At 34.0% G+C, this 17,321-nt stretch carries 19 protein-coding genes; 13 read left to right on the top strand and 6 right to left on the bottom strand.

The genetic code is table 11. From position 1 onward, the window contains the following. Positions 1-42 precede the first annotated feature (42 nt). Both B0A68_RS11490 and B0A68_RS11485 read left to right on the top strand, forming a co-directional pair. The gene (locus tag B0A68_RS11490) at positions 43-504 is read left to right on the top strand and encodes a hypothetical protein (RefSeq protein WP_035684225.1); all 462 of its coding nucleotides are present in this window, start codon (positions 43-45) and stop codon (positions 502-504) included. Positions 505-538: 34 nt separating this feature from the next. Further along, positions 539-1,468 carry a hypothetical protein gene (locus tag B0A68_RS11485; RefSeq protein WP_035684226.1) on the top strand — a complete coding sequence of 310 codons (930 nt, stop codon included), beginning with the start codon at positions 539-541 and terminating at the stop codon, positions 1,466-1,468. A gap of 188 nt (positions 1,469-1,656) precedes the next feature. Here B0A68_RS11485 and B0A68_RS11480 read toward each other — a convergent pair whose 3' ends face one another. The 5 genes from B0A68_RS11480 to B0A68_RS11460 all read right to left on the bottom strand — a co-directional run bounded on the left by B0A68_RS11480 (position 1,657) and on the right by B0A68_RS11460 (position 6,799). Next, positions 1,657-1,998, bottom strand: coding sequence for a hypothetical protein (locus B0A68_RS11480; protein WP_035684230.1), 342 nt, complete (start codon positions 1,996-1,998; stop codon positions 1,657-1,659). A gap of 1,430 nt (positions 1,999-3,428) precedes the next feature. Beyond that, on the bottom strand, positions 3,429-4,031 hold the full coding sequence (locus tag B0A68_RS11475) for a hypothetical protein (RefSeq protein WP_051892564.1): 603 nt from the start codon (positions 4,029-4,031) through the stop codon (positions 3,429-3,431). 24 nt (positions 4,032-4,055) lie between these two features. After that, positions 4,056-5,618, bottom strand: a complete 1,563-nt coding sequence (locus B0A68_RS11470; protein ID WP_035684232.1) for a hypothetical protein — start codon at positions 5,616-5,618, stop codon at positions 4,056-4,058. A gap of 13 nt (positions 5,619-5,631) precedes the next feature. Then, positions 5,632-6,234 carry a hypothetical protein gene (locus B0A68_RS11465; protein WP_035684235.1) on the bottom strand — a complete coding sequence of 201 codons (603 nt, stop codon included), beginning with the start codon at positions 6,232-6,234 and terminating at the stop codon, positions 5,632-5,634. Between the two features lie 361 nt (positions 6,235-6,595). After that, positions 6,596-6,799 (bottom strand): hypothetical protein, encoded by a 204-nt coding sequence (locus B0A68_RS11460; protein ID WP_035684238.1) that lies wholly within the window; start codon positions 6,797-6,799, stop codon positions 6,596-6,598. A 463-nt stretch (positions 6,800-7,262) separates the two neighbouring features. Between B0A68_RS11460 and B0A68_RS11455 the strand changes: the two genes are divergently transcribed. The 10 genes from B0A68_RS11455 (at position 7,263) to B0A68_RS11410 (ending at position 13,910) form a co-directional block, all read left to right on the top strand. After that, entirely contained in the window at positions 7,263-7,631 is a 369-nt protein-coding gene (locus tag B0A68_RS11455; protein WP_051892566.1) for a hypothetical protein, read from the top strand. Between the two features lie 150 nt (positions 7,632-7,781). Further along, positions 7,782-8,276, top strand: a complete 495-nt coding sequence (locus B0A68_RS11450) for a hypothetical protein (RefSeq protein ID WP_035684240.1) — start codon at positions 7,782-7,784, stop codon at positions 8,274-8,276. 109 nt (positions 8,277-8,385) lie between these two features. Then, complete coding sequence (locus B0A68_RS11445; protein WP_165571333.1) at positions 8,386-9,516, top strand: WG repeat-containing protein; 1,131 nt, start codon at positions 8,386-8,388, stop codon at positions 9,514-9,516. A 167-nt stretch (positions 9,517-9,683) separates the two neighbouring features. Continuing rightward, complete coding sequence (locus B0A68_RS11440; RefSeq protein WP_035684246.1) at positions 9,684-10,448, top strand: hypothetical protein; 765 nt, start codon at positions 9,684-9,686, stop codon at positions 10,446-10,448. A 205-nt stretch (positions 10,449-10,653) separates the two neighbouring features. Continuing rightward, a complete protein-coding gene (locus tag B0A68_RS11435) occupies positions 10,654-11,094 on the top strand; it encodes a hypothetical protein (protein WP_035684249.1) in 441 nt (146 codons plus the stop codon). A gap of 71 nt (positions 11,095-11,165) precedes the next feature. Beyond that, entirely contained in the window at positions 11,166-11,624 is a 459-nt protein-coding gene (locus B0A68_RS11430) for a hypothetical protein (protein WP_035684251.1), read from the top strand. 30 nt (positions 11,625-11,654) lie between these two features. Next, positions 11,655-12,083, top strand: coding sequence for a copper resistance protein NlpE N-terminal domain-containing protein (locus B0A68_RS11425; RefSeq protein ID WP_035684253.1), 429 nt, complete (start codon positions 11,655-11,657; stop codon positions 12,081-12,083). A gap of 60 nt (positions 12,084-12,143) precedes the next feature. Next, on the top strand, positions 12,144-12,941 hold the full coding sequence (locus tag B0A68_RS11420) for a PhzF family phenazine biosynthesis protein (RefSeq protein WP_035684254.1): 798 nt from the start codon (positions 12,144-12,146) through the stop codon (positions 12,939-12,941). Positions 12,942-13,038: 97 nt separating this feature from the next. After that, on the top strand, positions 13,039-13,410 hold the full coding sequence (locus B0A68_RS11415) for a hypothetical protein (RefSeq protein ID WP_035684256.1): 372 nt from the start codon (positions 13,039-13,041) through the stop codon (positions 13,408-13,410). 14 nt (positions 13,411-13,424) lie between these two features. After that, on the top strand, positions 13,425-13,910 hold the full coding sequence (locus B0A68_RS11410) for a DUF3592 domain-containing protein (protein WP_035684259.1): 486 nt from the start codon (positions 13,425-13,427) through the stop codon (positions 13,908-13,910). 53 nt (positions 13,911-13,963) lie between these two features. On the opposite strand, the gene B0A68_RS11405 is transcribed toward B0A68_RS11410, so the two are convergent. Further along, positions 13,964-14,296: a hypothetical protein gene (locus tag B0A68_RS11405; RefSeq protein WP_035684261.1), complete on the bottom strand. Its 333-nt coding sequence runs from the start codon at positions 14,294-14,296 to the stop codon at positions 13,964-13,966. A gap of 550 nt (positions 14,297-14,846) precedes the next feature. Between B0A68_RS11405 and B0A68_RS11400 the strand changes: the two genes are divergently transcribed. After that, positions 14,847-17,150 carry a type IA DNA topoisomerase gene (locus tag B0A68_RS11400; RefSeq protein WP_035684265.1) on the top strand — a complete coding sequence of 768 codons (2,304 nt, stop codon included), beginning with the start codon at positions 14,847-14,849 and terminating at the stop codon, positions 17,148-17,150. Positions 17,151-17,321: the final 171 nt, after the last annotated feature.

Genomic DNA, 17,321 nt, shown 5'->3' with positions numbered 1-17,321 from the left:
GCAAATCTACGCTATCGGGAATAAAATATACCGTAACAAAAAATGAAAAAAATTGTATTTAGGTTTTGGATCATTAATTTTTTGATCAGTATTGCATTATTTTTTATTTATAGAATTGTGATTGCAGCAACAAAGACGTTTGATGGGAATTTCTTTGAAGAATTGATCCAGATTTTAGAACTGCTGTTAAATATAGGTTTTGCACTTATATACCTTATTGCAATGGTTATTTCTTCTTTTGCAATTCTTTTAAATTTGATAGAAAAAATTAGAAATAATTTCTATTGGTCTCTTTTAGCATTTGTAGGAATACCATCATTTTGGGTTATTTTTATCATTATTAAGGCATTGATTGATGCTTTAGCAGACAATTTGAGTATTTTGACAACGCTTGCCATTTTTTCAATACTTTATCTCTTTCTTACGACCATACAATTTTTATTATTCAGAAAAAAAATTAATAAAACTCTCGACATAGAAACCAAAATTGAAGTAACGAATTAAGCTTTAAAGAAAATACTTTTTATGAAAAAATAGCATGAATTTAAACGAAAAAGCAATTACGAAGTTAGTCTGTGTCTTTACACTAATCTTTGGTTTATCGGTAATCTTTTTTAATATCAAAAGCGGCTATAAGTCATTGGGTTTGTATTTAATTCCTACGATTTTTGTAATTATTGCACTATTAGGTATTTTTAAAGAAAATATTTCAAAATGGTATGATGAAAAAAAATTGGTACCTCTAAGGAGATGGATAATGAAACATTCGCTTTCTGTTTTTTTTATTTTCCCTCTTTCTGTATTTTCAATGATAGGGTTTTTATTGCTGTTTTTTGCCCTTAAACTAAAATGGAATGTTGATTTATTAGGATGGATAACCATTTCTATATTTGCTTTTTTTCCTTTATTTATAATTTATGGTTTAATATTCGGGTTTTCAATTTCCGAAAAACAACAAAAACGAATAGCCGAAAGACAAAATAAAATGTTTTTTGATGCTAACGGAATTAGAATTGAAATGCCATTATTTGACAAAGATTGTTTTATAAGCCAGCAATCTATTGAGGCTGTTATTTATTACAATTATATTGTCAGCAGTGATTTTACAGAGCATTATGAGGGTTATAAGTTCTATCTGAATACAATTCCTGTTTATACTAAATACGAAAAACAATCGTGGTTAAATAAATTATTCCCAAAAGACTCCCAAAGCAAAATAATTGACATTGACAATAAAACAAAATACTTTTGGGAAATACCAAAAATGGTAAAAATCTATTTTAACTCAAAAGCAGAAATTGATTTTAAAGATCCAATAAAAGGCACATTAATTTCGAGTGAAACTTACCAAAATAAGAATAAAACCACAACCATTGAAAAATGGAAACCAAGTAATCATGAGGCTGAACAAATTGTTTTTGACAAATTTAATAGAACCCTGGACGAGATTAAAAAAGGGTACCGCTAGGGATTTTGCAAAATCATATCGCTTTTGTTTATATTTACAAAACACAAACCAATCTTTGCACGCAAGGGTCTCCCGACTCTTCACTGCGAGGATAGTAAAAGTTACTGATGAAGAAAGAGAAAAACTGGCTCAAAATAATTGTCATGAATTTACTGGATTTCATTTTAAGCTGAAGGTAAGACCATATCTTAAAGATTTGTATCAGATTTTAAATAAACCTTATGCAAATCATCCAGCAGCTCCATTTCTTCTTCTGGTAATAACTGCAGGGCGATTTCCAGCAAAGTCATTACATTAATAGCATTATCTTTTGTAAAACCGGACAAACTTTTTGCATCTGGATGAAGCAGCGTAATACTTGCTGTAAGCAAATCTGAAACCATACGATTTAATTCGTAATACGAAGATACTTTTAGCGATACACTAAACGAATTTCCTATTGTATGCTCTGTTTTTAGCTTCGTAAAATAATTTACTTTACTCATCAATTGTACTAAGTTTTCTGCTTGTTCTTTATTTTGTATTTGCATGATTTAATATTTTTTTCTTTGAAGCAAAATTAGAAATAACAAATAGTTTTTAAGTGATTGTATATAACCGAGTGTATACAACCGATATTATTAACCTGCATTTTTTGTCATCCCGACAAAGGAAGGATCACAATAGAAGCTCGACAAAGATTACGCAACCAAACCCGACAGGTTTTTAAAACCTGTCGGGTTTACCGAAAACATTTTCTTTACGGAGTTACGCCTGTCATCCCGACAAAGGAAGAATCACAAAAGAAGTTCGACAAAGATTACGCAACGAAACCTAACAGGTTTTAAAAACCTGTCGGGTTTACCGAAAACATTTTCTTTACGGAGTTACGCCTGTCATCCTGATGCAGAAAGGATCACAAAAGAAGCTCGACAAAGATTACGCAACGAAACCTAACAGGTTTTAAAAACCTGTTAGGTTTACCGAAAACATTTTCTTTACGGAATTACGCCTGTCATCCCGACAAAGGAAGAATCACAAAAGATGCTCGACAAAGATTACGCAACAAAACCCGACAGGTTTTTAAAACCTGTTAGGTTTACCGAAAACATTTTCTTTACGGAGTTACGCCTCTCATCCCGACGCAGAAAGGATCACACCAGAAGCTCGGCAAAGATTACGCAGCGAAACCCGACAGGTTTTTAAAACCTGTTAGGTTTACCGAAAACATTTTCTTTACAGAATTACGCCTGTCATCCTGACGCAGAAAGGATCACAATAGAAACTCGGCAAAGATTACGCAGCGAAACCCGACAGGTTTTTAAAACCTGTTAGGTTTACCGAAAACATTTTCTTTACAGAATTACGCCTGTCATCCTGACGCAGAAAGGATCACAAAAGGAGCTCGACAAAGATTACGCAACCAAACCCGACAGGTTTTAAAAACCTGTCGGGTTTACCAAAAACATTTTCTTTACGGAGTTACGCCTCTCATCCCGACGCAGAAAGGATCACACCAGAAGCTCGGCAAAGATTACGCAGCGAAACCCGACAGGTTTTTAAAACCTGTTAGGTTTACCGAAAACATTTTCTTTACAGAATTACGCCTGTCATCCTGACGCAGAAAGGATCACAAAAGGAGCTCGACAAAGATTACGCAACCAAACCCGACAGGTTTTAAAAACCTGTCGGGTTTACCAAAAACATTTTCTTTACGGAGTACGCCCGTCATCCTGACGAAGGAAGAATCACAAAAGAAGTTCGACAAAGATTACGCAACAAAACCTAACAGGTTTTTAAAACCTGTCGGGTTTACCGAAAACATTTTCTTTCCAGAGTTCCATGTGTGATCCTTCGTTCCTCAGGATGACAAGATTGTGGTTAACTATTGCTTCTCAATAAAAAAAAGCTGTAAACTAAGTTTACAGCTTTTTAAGGTTGGTTTAATCATATGCCTAAAAACTTAAACATGTTTTTATCCTTATTTTGGCATAAAGACAATATTGATGTATGAATCAAAATTGGCAGGTTTAAGGATTTTGTAAGTCAAAAGTCCATTTTCGTCCAGACTGATGATTTGAATTAGAGTTTCATCATAATACGTGATATAATAATGCAGGTCTTTGGCATTGCCAAAAAAAGGGATCCCTGCAGGTGCTCCGTCGCTGGCCATTTTTGGACTTCCAAATTCGCTGGCATATTGTCCGTAAAGATCCTTGGTACGGGTCTGCCCAACCAAAGTGTTACTGGTTTCGATATTGATAGACGGCATGTAGAAAGACTTGCGGTTTACCAACAAGGCACTTTCCCATTTTGGAACGTCAGGTGTTCCGTTGTTTACAGAAATACAATTTTCTTCTGTATCAAAAACCATTAGTCCGGCAGCCGGAGTGGGAATCGCATTTTTTTGATCTGTTGTAACTTTAGGAACAAGAAGTCCTTTGGTTGTACTGCTTATGTCGAGCGCTGCACTCGCATCTGGTGTCAGAGTGCCAATACCAGTTTGTGCATGAGCCCCAGAAATAGAAAGCAGTATAAATAGTACCGAAAAAACCCATTTGTATATATTGAATCGTGTTTTCATCTTCGATTTTTTTATGAATTATGGCTATAGACCTGATTTTGTATTTACATTCTGCAGGTCTACCCTGATCTGCGGGTTGGTTCTGATACTGCAATCTACAACGTACGCTGTAACCGTGCTTGGTGTCAATGTAACGCCTCCGCTCTTAACAGGAGTAATGATAACGGTATAAGTTCCTGAATTTTGATAGGTATGAGCAATCTGGTAATCAGTTTGTCCTGAAACAAGAGGAACAGTTGTGCTTTTGGTATCTCCAAAATCTATTTTTAAGCTTACAGGGGCATCAATACCACCAGACATATCTACCTTTGTGGTAAATTTATAGTCATACCCTGTACAGGCAAATTTCTTAGCTGCTGGGGTCATGTTAAACCAGTTGGGCGCAAAGTTAGGTAGTCCATATTGAGCTGTTGCACCTCCGGATATAAATCCTGTTCCCGTTTTATAAATCTTTGGGCTGTCAAAATTATTGGGATCATCAATAACCCACATATATGTTTGATCAGGAGTAACCATATACAGTCTCCCATCAACAGCTTGTTGTATACCCTCAAGTCCTGAGTAAGGAGGAGCAGGAAATACTAAATTATAACTTTTTTGAGTAACTGTATCTAAGCTGGGCTTTGTAAATATTTCATCAACGTTATAGATTACAACCCGTGCATCAGCGAAACTTACATAAAGTAATTTACCATTTGGTGAAAACTCTAAACCATAAGGACTAATCATCCAATTATTAGTATCGCCTGGGTATTGAAAATTTTTAACATTGCTGGCAAATCCTGTGTTCATATCAAAATCACCATAGACCAGCCTGTATGGAGGCCATCCACCCACCGTCATGACAAAATGTCTACCATCAGGCGTTAGTTTGATATGACCCGAAGTCCTGTCCTCTTTAATTACTACTCCTAAAGAAGTTTTTGCAGGAGCCTGCGGACCTGCCGCTGTAAACTTCCAAGCATATAAAGTGCTTGGAGATGATACTTTCGTAGGAGCAATTACCCAATAGTCTTTAGTATTGGGAATTGCTATTGAAGTCAAACTTTCTGTAAATAGTCCAGCAGCACCTTCGGGGAAAGATTGGTTTTTTTGTGCAGCTACGACATCACCCGCGCCCGATCTTAAAGTCATATCTATAATTGAGTAGGCGATTCTTGGGCTACTATTCTCTGTTTCTCCCATTGTAACCTCTACGTACTTATTTGCAACATTTGGATAAGGAAATAATATACCCGACTGAGTTGATGAGCTACCTCCCGCTAAACCTGTACCGTTAGTCATAGTTGCCCCGGTTTTATCCCATACATTTACCCCGTCAGAATAAAACAATAAAGCTCCATTGGAGTCTGAAAGGGTAAAACATCCTTCATAGTTGTGATTTGAACTCATTTTTGGCGAGTTTGGTAATCCATCTAAAGAGGTTAGTGTAGCACCCGTACTGCTAACCGGAGTTACTGGAAAACTGCGAGTGGTATTCCATGTTAGAAATGCATTATAACCAAATGTCCAGTTATTAGCTTCTTTCTGTGCGTGTACAGAAAGACCGGATATTAATATTGTAAAAAATAATAGTGTCTTTTTCATGTCTGTTTCTTAATTATTTAACTACGAAAACCACATTCATAAACGAGGCATAATCTGCGGCTTTGATAATATCGTAATTTAAAACTCCAGTGGCAGATATGCTGTTTACTTTAATTACTGAGGTATCGCAGTTGGTCACGTAATAATACAATTTATCGTTTGTATAAAACGGTATAGATCCGGGCGCGCCTGTACTTGCTGTTTTTGGTGCATTAAATTGAGATTTATACACATCATACAAATCAAGTGTTCTGCTGGCTGTTGTTACCGCAGAAGCATCTACCGCTACAGCCGGCATATAGAAGAAACTGGTCAGCATGTCTCTGCCCAGACAGATCCAGTTTGGTACAGCAGGCGTTCCTGCATTTTGCGAAACGCAGCGCTGCGTGGTATCGTATACCATAAGTCCTGTGGCAGGCGATGGAATAAGGAGTTTTTGAGAAGTAGGTACACGAGGAATCAGCAGTCCTGTTTTTTGGTCTAGTGATTTTACCTCGAGTGCGGCACTAATATCTGGAGTTTGAGTATTAACACCAGTTTGTGCATGCGAGACATTGCTGAAACATGCAAAAAGCAGTGCAGTAAAAAGTAGTGAGGTTAATTTCGATTTATTCATTTTTTATTTATTTAATTGTACGGTCATGTATTAAAAGCAGCACAATTGCGGCTTCTTTATTATTTTTATTCTGCTATAAAGCAGTACATTTTTTTGGATAATTGTTTTTGTAGTACACGATCAGGAAGATCGCTTTTATACCAGATGAGCTTGTATTTGTAAACTCATTACCAAAATCTTAGGGTCTGGAGTGGTATTGACCGCTAATGTGCAGGCTTTATTATTTAAAACAGAAGCTCTTGGGTCTGCCCTCTTGGACTAATTTGAACTTGAGTCCGGAGTGGTATTTTAATTAAACTAAAATGCAGTTTTTCTCTTCATATCATTAGGATTTAAGTTTTTAGAGCCTTAATACAGAACATTATTCAATAAGTTTTGAGATCGTTTCTTTGATCTTCTTTTCCATTATAAGATAATCTTTTTTAATACTATCAGGTTTTATGCCTTGTGCATTTCCAGCCAGACACTTACGGATGTAATATTTTGATACTCCATATTTTAAAAACAAGGCTTCTAAAATATGAGAATCATAAGAATTGTAAATTTTCGGTTTGCAATTTTCCATGATACATTAGATTTAAAAATCGCAGCAAGTGTAAGTGATAATTTTCAACACACAAAACAAATATGAAGATAATTTCTTACAATGTTATTTTTTATGTTTTTTTAAAGACGAAATAAAATACACTTAAATAACTACAAAACAAATAATTAAACCAAAACACAAAAAAACATATTTTTATAATAACTTTCTCGACGAGATTTGTAAAAATTACAATTGATGATAATTATGTTCTTAAAAACAACTAAATACATTTAAAAAAAAATTACAATATTCATTGGTTTTATAATCTTTTTCAGCGCTTTAAAAAATGATTTTTTTGAAATAAAATTTCTAAAATGTTGAAGTATAGAATTTGTAATTTTTTGTTTTACTTTTACCAATTCTTTACATTGTTTCAAATATTGGAACAAAAAAGATGATAATTTTCATCTTAACGTAAGATGATGATAATTTTTCTATACAGATGAATAGCATTCTTGATCACATAAAACAATTAGCTATAAATGAAGGTGTAGCCATAACCAAACTAGAACAGGTTATTGGCGCCAGCAAAGGGGTTTTGTCTCGTGCTATAGCAAACAAAAGCGATATACAAGCCAAATGGATCGTAAAGATTATTCAAAATTATCCTCAATACAGCTGCGAATGGCTCATAAAAGGCGAAGGTCCGATGATCAAACCTTTGGCAGCAAATTCTGAACTGGAAGGATCTGCTGCAGTTTATGAAATAAATTACAAAGACCTCGCAGAATCCAGAAAAGAAACCATAGAAAGCATGAAGAGCCAGATTCGTCATCTGGAGGAGAAAATTGCTCTTAACGAAAAGAAATAATCTAATCGGGCTTTAATGTAAAGCTGCGCTACTTTTACGCAGCAGAAATTCTATAAAAAACTACACGAAAAATATTTTTACCGTTTTTTTTATACACAGAAAAAGTCAATCTTTGTCTGCAAAAGAATATTCAAAATAAATCATAACCTCATGAAAAACATCTTACAGATCATTGGTGTCATCTGTTTAATTGGCAATATAATGATCTCTGTACTGGTTACTTCTTTGGATGTTTATTCTAATCGGTATTTTAGAGAATATGAAAATATAAAAAGCTTTAAAAATACAAAATCAAACATGACTACAGATTTTTTAGTAATCGAAAGAGCGTATCAGGATACAGGACCAGAAAACGGAATAGGAACTTTTGTTATTGAAGGCGAATTATCTAGTAATCATTCTAAAATAAGATTGTCTGTAGGGAAGCAAGAATATCTGGGTTCAAATTTAAATGAACACGCCCTTTACAAAAGTAAATTAACAAACGATTATTTTTTGAAAGATGCCCCTCAGGAATATTATAATTATGAGTTGTGTTCTTTTTATATGGGGATTTATTTTAAAGTTTCTTTTTACATCATCATCGCAATTCTACTTTATTTCCTGATCAATTATATAAAAGCAAGAAGATACCGACTCTATTAAATGTTTTTTATCTTGCATCAAAATTTCCCGCCTTATGAAGTATTGGGCGACAGTGCAAAACCAAAAAAATTATCCAAAACAAAAGCCACAACAAATACTCTTACCCTTTATGAGAACAACCGTATTGTTTCTATTTCTATTCATCTACAATTTATCTTTAGCGCAAAATAAACCTGCAAATGAACTCACCATAAGGAATGATCCAGAACAACGCCTTGGAACTTGTTTTTCTAATAGTCTTTGGGGAATCCAAGAAGGTAAAAAATACGGATTGTATGATGACAAAAACAAAAAAATTGTTATTCCCGTACAATATGATAATGTAATCGCGGTCTATGATAATGGAAAAATCGTATCTGTTGAAGCAGATAAGAAAAGTTTTTTGGTAGATCTTCAAAATAAGCCGGTTTCTAAAAAATATGATGGTATAAGATCTACTTCATCACTCTCAACTTTAATTGCAGAAAAAGACAACAAAAGTATCCTGATCGATTTTAACGGAAAAGAAAAAGGTCCGTGGTATGATAAAATAGATTCTACATATGGCTCAGAAATTTTAATGGCACAATCCAATACCCTATATGGTGCAATTGACCTAAATGGAACTATCAAAATTCCTTTTAAATATCAATCTATTGAATTGGGCAGCTCTAAAAAAATCAAGGCTCAACTAAACAATCAATGGGGCGTTATAGACGAAAACAACAAGGTTTTGGTTGATTTTAAGTATGATGATATCGAACCGCGTTCTGACGAATATATTGTAACAAAAAACAGAAAAAAAGGGGTTTTGGACAATAAAAACAAACTGATAATCGATTGCGTATACGATGGCATTTACGGGACAAGTGATAAACTAGACAAACACAGCAAATACAGACAGGTTAAATTAGAAGACAAGATTGGATTAATTGATTCTACTGCCAACACCATTATTCCTGCCGAATATGAAAATCTTAATTTCTTTGAGGATTTAAAATTCAATAAAAGAATTATGGCTTTAAAGAATAATAAATGGGGAATTATAGATTTTGACAATAAGGTGATTGTACCGTTTGAATATGAAAAAATTAAAAGAGGCGGTTACAGCGAAATAATAGAATATTTGAATGCAGTTCCTACTGAAAAATCCAAAGTAAAGAATTGGTCGTTTAATGAAAATGATTTTGTCTATTTTGTGAAATCAAATGGAGAATATATCATCATAAATGAAAAACAAAAAGTCTTATACAAAAAATAAAAACTGAGTTTAACTGCCGTGCGAAAGTCTCCCAACTTTCTAACTGCTCCAATAACCTGCAAAGAAGAAAAAACTTATATTTGAAAAGAAATACGGCTGCCATAAATACGCTTTGGTTTCTGAAGCATTAATTTTACTGATCTGATTGCATAACTCAATAAAAATACATGAAACTATTTTCGATTTTATTTTTTATTTTTTCTGTTCACTTTTCGTATTCACAAACCATTGATTTTAAAACCGAAAAAGAAATTATCAGTCAGACACTCAGTCAATATTTAAACGAGAATCCCAATTCGATGGCGAGTTTTTTAAAAGGAAAAAAGGGTTACAAAATGGCTGCTTTTGGTTTAAAAATGGGAGTTGCAATGGAGGATGATCCGGTAAAAAAAGAAGCTGCCAAAAAGGATTTGATTCATTTGGATTCTTATTCTGATTCTATTGCTGCAGTTTTAAAAACAAAAAAAATTAAAGTATTGATCAGCGATACTTTATTTGCTTACAAATATACTCCTGCCGCATCCAACTTACAGAATGAAACCGACTGGAAACAAAACTACGAGTATTTACTTGCTGATTTTAGAGACAACAGCATGGCCCGAATGGATACCATTATAGGCGAAGAATACATCGATTTGATAAAAAAACAATTGCATTATAAAGGCCAGGACAAGCCGTTTTTGAGAGCGGAATTAAACGATTCGTATTACCAATACGAAAAAGAAAATACTTCCTCCAAAGACGAGCTTTGTGTCAGAGCTTCTAAAATATATCGTTTGGTTTTAAATAAAAATAATACCAAAGGCTGTTATTTGTTTTCGTTTTATTGCAATGAAAACAAGATCTGCAGAAGTTTTATTTTTATTAAAAAAGAAAAGAATAAATGGGTATATGTAGAGGAATATCCATCTTGGATTGTCGATGAATCTTAGTGTGATATAAAGAAACACAACGAAACCTAACAGTTTTAAAAACCTGTTAGGTTTACCGAAAACATTTTATTTACGGAGTTACGCCTGTCATCCTGACGAAGGAAGGATCGCAAAAGAAGCTCGACAAAGATTACGCAACGAAACCTAACAGGTTTTAAAAACCTGTTAGGTTTACCAAAAACAAAACTTAACCAAAATCCAAATAATGAAATCTAAATTTAAGCTCGTAATTGTTATTGCAATACTTCTCACAATCACTTATAATTTAATTTCGTTTTTTTCTACTTTCCACATTTATGCTGCGGGAAGCTATCCTTATGCAGAAACGTATTATCTCAAGTATCCGGAAAAGGATATTATCAAGGCATTAGAAAAAATGAATCTTAATCATGCAGATTTAAAAGATAAAAATCCTACCGACTATTGGCATGATATTTCTTTTAATCTGGATGGCAAAAGAATAGATGCCTGGACAAGACCTGGTTTTGACGAAGGGACAAATATTGGTTTTGTGGCGGTATATAGAAACAGAGAATCAGGATGGCAGCTGATCAATCAGGATTTAGGTTTATATAGAAACATAATGATAAAAAGAGAATTCAAAAAGAAGATCATCGAAAGACTCAAAATCGAATTAGAAAAATAAAAGGTTTTTTGTAAAGAACTCCAAACAGACTTGGGCATAAAAAACGAATACCAAACATAAGATCTTAAAGCATGAATTTGTTTAAACAGAAAAAAATTATTTACAGCCTTTTAGATAAAAAAGATTTTACAGAAGTATTAAATAGAAACGTAGAGTCTTTTAAAAAGGATAACTCAAAGATCTTATTTGAAGGAAAAGTAGATGTTAATGGAAATTTTGTTATTTATCCCTCTTTCGATTCTAATGCGAGAAATCAAATTAGACCAGTAATTGAAGGCACTGTATCTGAAAAGGACGCAAAAGAATTAGTAATTGAACTTACTTTTGATCTGCCCGGCATGATGAAAAATTTAATTGCTTTTGTAGTGATCCTTAATTTAATACTATCCTGCTTTCTTTATTTTAATACCTTGTTTTTAAAATGGTATCTGGTTTTATTTTTCATGGTTATTTTTTGTGCAGGAATATATATAACGTACCTTGATAAGGTTAAAAAATCATTTGCCATTCTAGAGCGATTATCAAAATAACTTCTAACTAATCTTTATAAAAGCTAAATTATGAAATTACTACTCTCTGTCCTCCTACTAATCTCAAATCTAACGCTTTTAGCTCAATCCAATCAATTTGCTGGTGATTATAATCGTAATCTTAGCGAAGAAGGAAAACATGTCATTGAATACAAACTGACCTTAAATCCAGACGGAACATTTGTATTTCATTCGTATTCGAAAATGCAGGGAGGAACTCCGCCGGAAGTAAATACGTACGGAAAAGGAAAATGGAGTGCAAAAGACAATATAATTACTTTTTCTTCTAATAAAAAAGAGGATTTTGATGCAAAATATACATTAGATTTTAATAATTCTACAGCACGATTTGCAGCTAAAAATCCGAGAGATAAAAGTGATAAAATAGTCAAAACCAGACTTACGTTTTTAGAATCTGGAATTTCCTGGATCAAAAGACTTGATATTTTTAAAATCTAGATTCTGTTTTATTCAAATCGCTTTCCTACTTTTAACATCATCAAACAATCCAATCAAAAAATGAAAACCTATTTTGTTGACTCGTTTACAAATGAAAAATTCAAAGGAAATCCTGCTGCAGTTTGTCTGCCCGAAAGTGCATTAGATACCGAAACCATGCAAAGTATTGCGACAGAAATTGGCTTTTCTGAAACTGCTTTTATCAGACAATTAAATGGAAATACGTACAGCATCAGGTTTTTTTCGCCAAAAACCGAAATTCCGTTATGCGGGCATGCGACACTTGCTTCTTCTAAAATTGTTTTTAAAACCACTTCATTCGACACCATAAAATTCATCAATTATAACAATGTTGAATTGCTGATTGAAAAAGAAGGCGATAAAATCAAAATGCAATTTCCTGTGTATGAGACAGAAGAAACAACCGTACCGCAAAAGATGCTGGATGCACTTGGAATTTCTGAAATTACAGCCAAAAGATACAGTCCCAACAATCAAATAATTTTAATAGAAATTGAAAGTGCACGTGAATTGGCGGATTTAAAACCCGATTTCACCGCGCTGCTCAATTCACATTCCGGAATAAGCGGTGTTTTGGTAACGGCTGTTTCAGATCACGAAAATTTCGATTTTGAGTACCGTTATTTTTGGCCGTGGGCAGGAACAGATGAAGATCCTGTAACGGGCGGCGTTCAGACCTTTTTGACAAAATACTGGGCTGTAAAACTCAATAAAACAAAACTCAATGCGTATCAGTCTTCAGCACGAACCGGAACAATGCGCACAGAACTTTTGCAAGATAAAGTCTGCATTCTGGGAGAAGCGGTAATTATTTTGGAGGGAGATTTTATTTTATAAATTAACTGATTTACTTAAATCAATTTTGATCAAAATAAAACCATTTTTTATCTACGGAACATTTTTTATCCTCTTTATTGCAGCATGTTTGCTGTGGATGATAAAAAAAGATGCATTCAAAGAAAACGCGACTTTTATTGGTTATCGCGATAAAGAGTTCGAAAAAATAATAGGATATACTCTGGAGGAATATGTGAAAAAAAAATCTATTACGACATTGGAGCTTAACGGAAATGAAAAATACGATGACAGTATTTTAGATCGTTTTAGACTGGAAATTCAGAATATCATAAATTTACAAGATCCTGCTAAAGGCATTCATTTAAAATTCAGTAAAAAAACAACGTATGAAAATGTGATTCGTTCTTTTCAGATTTGCAAAGAAGAACGCTGCCCGACATATGTTCCGGATGGATATGACTTTTGGGTTTTTCCTTATTATAAAAAGAGACATTATGAGCAAAGATAAAAACCAGTATTAGAATGGAATTTGATAAAAAATCTGGAATTATTATACTGATTCTCTTTATTTTCTTTGGTTTTTACAAACCTGTAGTGTGCTTCTTAATCGTAGGAAGTTTAATTTTATACCACGGAATTCATTATCTGGAATTTCTAAACTCCATAACAAAAAACGGAATTGAAAGCCTGGGAAAAATTGTGTCGCATGAATCTGACGAGGGTTATAAAATACCCATTATAGAATTTAAAACTCTTGAAGAAAAACTGATCACAGGAAAACCATATTATTACGCCTCAACAGATGCAAGCTTTTTCAGATCGTATAAAAATGACATCAATAAGAATATCAAAATTCTATACAGCTCTAAAAATCCAGAGCGATTTGTTGTCAAGGCAGAAAAGAGCTTTAATTACGGTACTCTTATATTTTCGGTTATAATTGGAGCTGCCTTTACTTCTATGGCAATCGCACAGCTTTTAGGATACGTAAATGTGATTCATAAATAAGTGCAGGTTAAAAAAACCTGCACTATACCTAACTAATTCATTCTAATTACGTATTAAAAATTGTCTGGCTCTGTTTTTTGAGAAGTAGCAATGGCGTTAGAAAATTTGTTGTCAAAATTTAAAAGCAGCATTTCTGTAAATCTTCCGTGATAAACGCCATAAATTTTATCTGTCATTTTAAATTTTTTGTTCGCCAAAATTCCAAATCTTAATTCTCCCGGGCGTATAGCAGGTATAAACCATGCTTTTGACTTCCATTGATCTGATGTGTGGGTAAAATCGCCATCACAATCGTACGACCAGTTTTCAATATTTTTTGAACTAATTTCCTGCTTTATTAAACTTAAAAGCTCCAACGGATTATTTGTTTTAATTATAACTGCCATGCTAAAAGTATTTATAATTTTCTGTTTTGTAATTTTCAAATACAACAAATTTATTTTCAGGCAATTATACCAATTAATTCAATTATAGCAACCCGTATTTTTACGTGATTTGCATTGAAAGAGTGTAGTTTAACAAAAACGATTGTATTTGCAGAAATAATTTAATGGCTATAGAATTTCGCTAAAAAAAAGTGAGACTTCAAATCGGTTCCATCGACTTAAAATCTCACTTTATAATTCCAAAAAAATGACAAAATTTACCAAAGTTTGTTTTACGGAAAGTATATTCTAAAATTGTAATTATTGTGAAGCAATTTTAGTCATAAATAATTTCACGACAACACGTATAAATACCTGTTTTAAAATAAGTTAAAAATAATTTACTTTCTTAAAACAAGAACTTATGGAGTTGATCTGCCGTTTTAAATGTAATTATAAAACCTCTTCTTCTTCCTGCCATCGCCAGAGCCGCAAAAACTTTATGATCCTAATGTCTTAACGGCAAACCAAAAAAAATGCCTAATTTCGCTTTCAAATTTAGAAGGAGAAAATGAAGGTATGTATTGCTGAAAAACCAAGTGTAGCGCGCGAAATTGCATCTGTTTTGGGTGCAAATACCAAACACGATGGATATTACGAAGGCAACGGTTATGCCGTAACATACACTTTTGGGCATTTATGCACCTTAAAAGAACCCAATGATTACAGACCACACTGGAAAAGCTGGGATTTGAACAACCTCCCGATGCTTCCTGAAAAATTCGAAACCAAAGTCGTTCAGAATTCAGGAATTCAAAAACAGTTTAAAATCATTAAAAGTCTCTTTGACAAAGCCGAACTGGTTATCAACTGCGGGGATGCCGGACAGGAAGGAGAATTGATTCAGCGCTGGGTCATGAACGAAGCGCATTATAAAGGCGAAGTAAAACGTTTGTGGATTTCGTCCTTAACAACAGAAGCCATAAAAGAAGGTTTTGACAATTTAAAACCTTCTGAAAACTACGATAATTTGTTTTATGCCGGTTTTTCCAGAGCAATTGGCGACTGGTTATTAGGAATGAATGCAACGCGTTTGTATACCGTAAAACACGGCGGTTACAAACAAGTTCTCTCTATTGGCCGCGTCCAGACGCCAACTTTGGCAATGGTTGTAGACCGTTTTAAAGAAATAGAAAATTTTAAACCGCAGCCGTATTGGGAATTGCAGACTTTATACAGAGAAACTCTTTTTAGTTATGAAGATGGTCGTTTCCTGAAAAAAGAAGACGGAGAAATCCTGGCCGAAAAAGTAAAAGAAAGTGATTTCGAAATTGTTTCTGTTGATAAAAAGAACGGTAACGAATATGCGCCAAAACTTTTTGACTTAACAGGTTTACAAGTATACTGCAATCAAAAGTTTGGATTTTCTGCAGAAGAAACACTGAAAATTGCACAGACTTTGTACGAGCAGAAAGTAATTACGTATCCCAGAGTTGATACTACTTTTTTACCGAATGATATATATCCGAAAGTACCGGGAATTCTGCAAAAATTAACCCCATATGCCGAATTGACGCAGCCACTTTTAGGAAAGAAAATCAAGAAATCGCCAAAGGTTTTCAACGACAAAAAGGTTACAGATCACCACGCTATAATTCCAACAGGAGTACAAAATAATCTGGCTTACAATCAGCAGCAGGTTTACGATATTATTACAAGGCGTTTTATTGCCGTATTTTACGACGATTGTCTGGTTGCCAACACTACAGTAATTGGAAAAGCAGCCGATGTGACTTTTAAAACCACAGGAAAAGAAATCTTGAAAAAGGGATTTCGCGTTGTTTTTGAAGATCCGAATGCCAAAGAAAAAGAACCCGATTTACTGCCGAGTTTTGTGGTAGGCGAAAAAGGACCGCACGAACCTTCGTTTCTTCAAAAAGAAACCAAACCGCCAAATCAGTTTACTGAAGCGACTTTACTGCGCGCCATGGAAACCGCAGGCAAACAAGTTGACGACGAAGATTTACGAGAACTAATGAAGGAAAACGGAATCGGACGTCCGTCTACGCGTGCGAATATTATTGAGACTCTTTTTAAGCGTCAATATATTGTTAGAAATAAAAAGCAGGTTTTGCCCACTTTAACCGGAATTCAGTTGATTGATACGATTCAGAATGAATTGGTCAAATCTGCGGAACTTACGGGAACCTGGGAAAAGCAATTGAAAGATATTGAGAAAGGAACTTTTACGGCTGCTGCTTTTATTAAAAACATGAAACATATGGTTGAAGCTTTGGTATATGAAGTAAGAAGCGAAACTAAACATGCTAATATTTCTCATGCCGCAACGATTCAGAAACCAGTTGTAAAAGCAGAGAAAAAGAAAGCTGCCGGAATTTTGGCAGAAACTTGTCCAAAATGCCAGAAAGGAAATCTAATAAAAGGAAAATCGGCTTTTGGATGCAGTGAATACAAATCGGGCTGCGACTTTGTGCTGCCGTACGTTTTTGCAGAAAAAAAAATAACAGAAAGCCAATATTTGCGTCTGGTGCAAAAAGGTTCTACGGTAAACATAAAAGGCTTTAAAACTGATGCCGGAACTGTTGAAGGTTTGATTCGTTTTGAAGAAAATTACAAGCTAAAACTAGAACCCAAAAAAACGGATAAAACTGCCGAATCAAAAGCAAGCTCAGATTCATTAAGCTGTCCGAAATGCAAAAAAGGAACCATTCTGAAAGGGAAAACCGCTTATGGCTGCGCCGCCTATAAATCGGGCTGTGACTTTAAAGTAACTTTTGACGAAGTCCGCTCAAAACTAAAAGACCAAAAACCGACTAAAGAATTGGTATATTCGATTTTACAGGGAAGCGTCTAGTTTTTTTTAAGCCACAGATTTATAAGCATTTTTTAGCTTTTGCCACGAATTACACTAATTATTACTAATTATTTTTCTAGCTGATTTTATATAAATTAAACCGTTGAGTGTAATTATATTCAACACATAGAAACATAGATTTTGTAAATTTATAAAAGGCGTTTTACTTGT

This window comes from Flavobacterium reichenbachii (assembly GCF_002217435.1).
In the GTDB taxonomy this organism is placed as follows: Bacteria; Bacteroidota; Bacteroidia; order Flavobacteriales; family Flavobacteriaceae; genus Flavobacterium; species Flavobacterium reichenbachii.
This window is presented reverse-complemented; position numbering and strand designations above follow the sequence as displayed.

What these genes read in the sequence shown, in the direction of transcription:
- B0A68_RS11445 (WP_165571333.1), top strand. Translation starts at nt 8,386, where the DNA reads ATGAGAACAACCGTATTGTTTCTATTTCTATTCATCTACAATTTATCT.
- B0A68_RS11405 (WP_035684261.1), bottom strand. Translation starts at nt 14,296, where the DNA reads ATGGCAGTTATAATTAAAACAAATAATCCGTTGGAGCTTTTAAGTTTA.
- B0A68_RS11490 (WP_035684225.1), top strand. Translation starts at nt 43, where the DNA reads ATGAAAAAAATTGTATTTAGGTTTTGGATCATTAATTTTTTGATCAGT.
- B0A68_RS11465 (WP_035684235.1), bottom strand. Translation starts at nt 6,234, where the DNA reads ATGAATAAATCGAAATTAACCTCACTACTTTTTACTGCACTGCTTTTT.
- B0A68_RS11400 (WP_035684265.1), top strand. Translation starts at nt 14,847, where the DNA reads ATGAAGGTATGTATTGCTGAAAAACCAAGTGTAGCGCGCGAAATTGCA.
- B0A68_RS11470 (WP_035684232.1), bottom strand. Translation starts at nt 5,618, where the DNA reads ATGAAAAAGACACTATTATTTTTTACAATATTAATATCCGGTCTTTCT.
- B0A68_RS11415 (WP_035684256.1), top strand. Translation starts at nt 13,039, where the DNA reads ATGATAAAAAAAGATGCATTCAAAGAAAACGCGACTTTTATTGGTTAT.
- B0A68_RS11430 (WP_035684251.1), top strand. Translation starts at nt 11,166, where the DNA reads ATGAATTTGTTTAAACAGAAAAAAATTATTTACAGCCTTTTAGATAAA.
- B0A68_RS11475 (WP_051892564.1), bottom strand. Translation starts at nt 4,031, where the DNA reads ATGAAAACACGATTCAATATATACAAATGGGTTTTTTCGGTACTATTT.
- B0A68_RS11435 (WP_035684249.1), top strand. Translation starts at nt 10,654, where the DNA reads ATGAAATCTAAATTTAAGCTCGTAATTGTTATTGCAATACTTCTCACA.
- B0A68_RS11485 (WP_035684226.1), top strand. Translation starts at nt 539, where the DNA reads ATGAATTTAAACGAAAAAGCAATTACGAAGTTAGTCTGTGTCTTTACA.
- B0A68_RS11460 (WP_035684238.1), bottom strand. Translation starts at nt 6,799, where the DNA reads ATGGAAAATTGCAAACCGAAAATTTACAATTCTTATGATTCTCATATT.
- B0A68_RS11480 (WP_035684230.1), bottom strand. Translation starts at nt 1,998, where the DNA reads ATGCAAATACAAAATAAAGAACAAGCAGAAAACTTAGTACAATTGATG.
- B0A68_RS11420 (WP_035684254.1), top strand. Translation starts at nt 12,144, where the DNA reads ATGAAAACCTATTTTGTTGACTCGTTTACAAATGAAAAATTCAAAGGA.
- B0A68_RS11450 (WP_035684240.1), top strand. Translation starts at nt 7,782, where the DNA reads ATGAAAAACATCTTACAGATCATTGGTGTCATCTGTTTAATTGGCAAT.
- B0A68_RS11440 (WP_035684246.1), top strand. Translation starts at nt 9,684, where the DNA reads ATGAAACTATTTTCGATTTTATTTTTTATTTTTTCTGTTCACTTTTCG.
- B0A68_RS11455 (WP_051892566.1), top strand. Translation starts at nt 7,263, where the DNA reads ATGAATAGCATTCTTGATCACATAAAACAATTAGCTATAAATGAAGGT.
- B0A68_RS11410 (WP_035684259.1), top strand. Translation starts at nt 13,425, where the DNA reads ATGGAATTTGATAAAAAATCTGGAATTATTATACTGATTCTCTTTATT.
- B0A68_RS11425 (WP_035684253.1), top strand. Translation starts at nt 11,655, where the DNA reads ATGAAATTACTACTCTCTGTCCTCCTACTAATCTCAAATCTAACGCTT.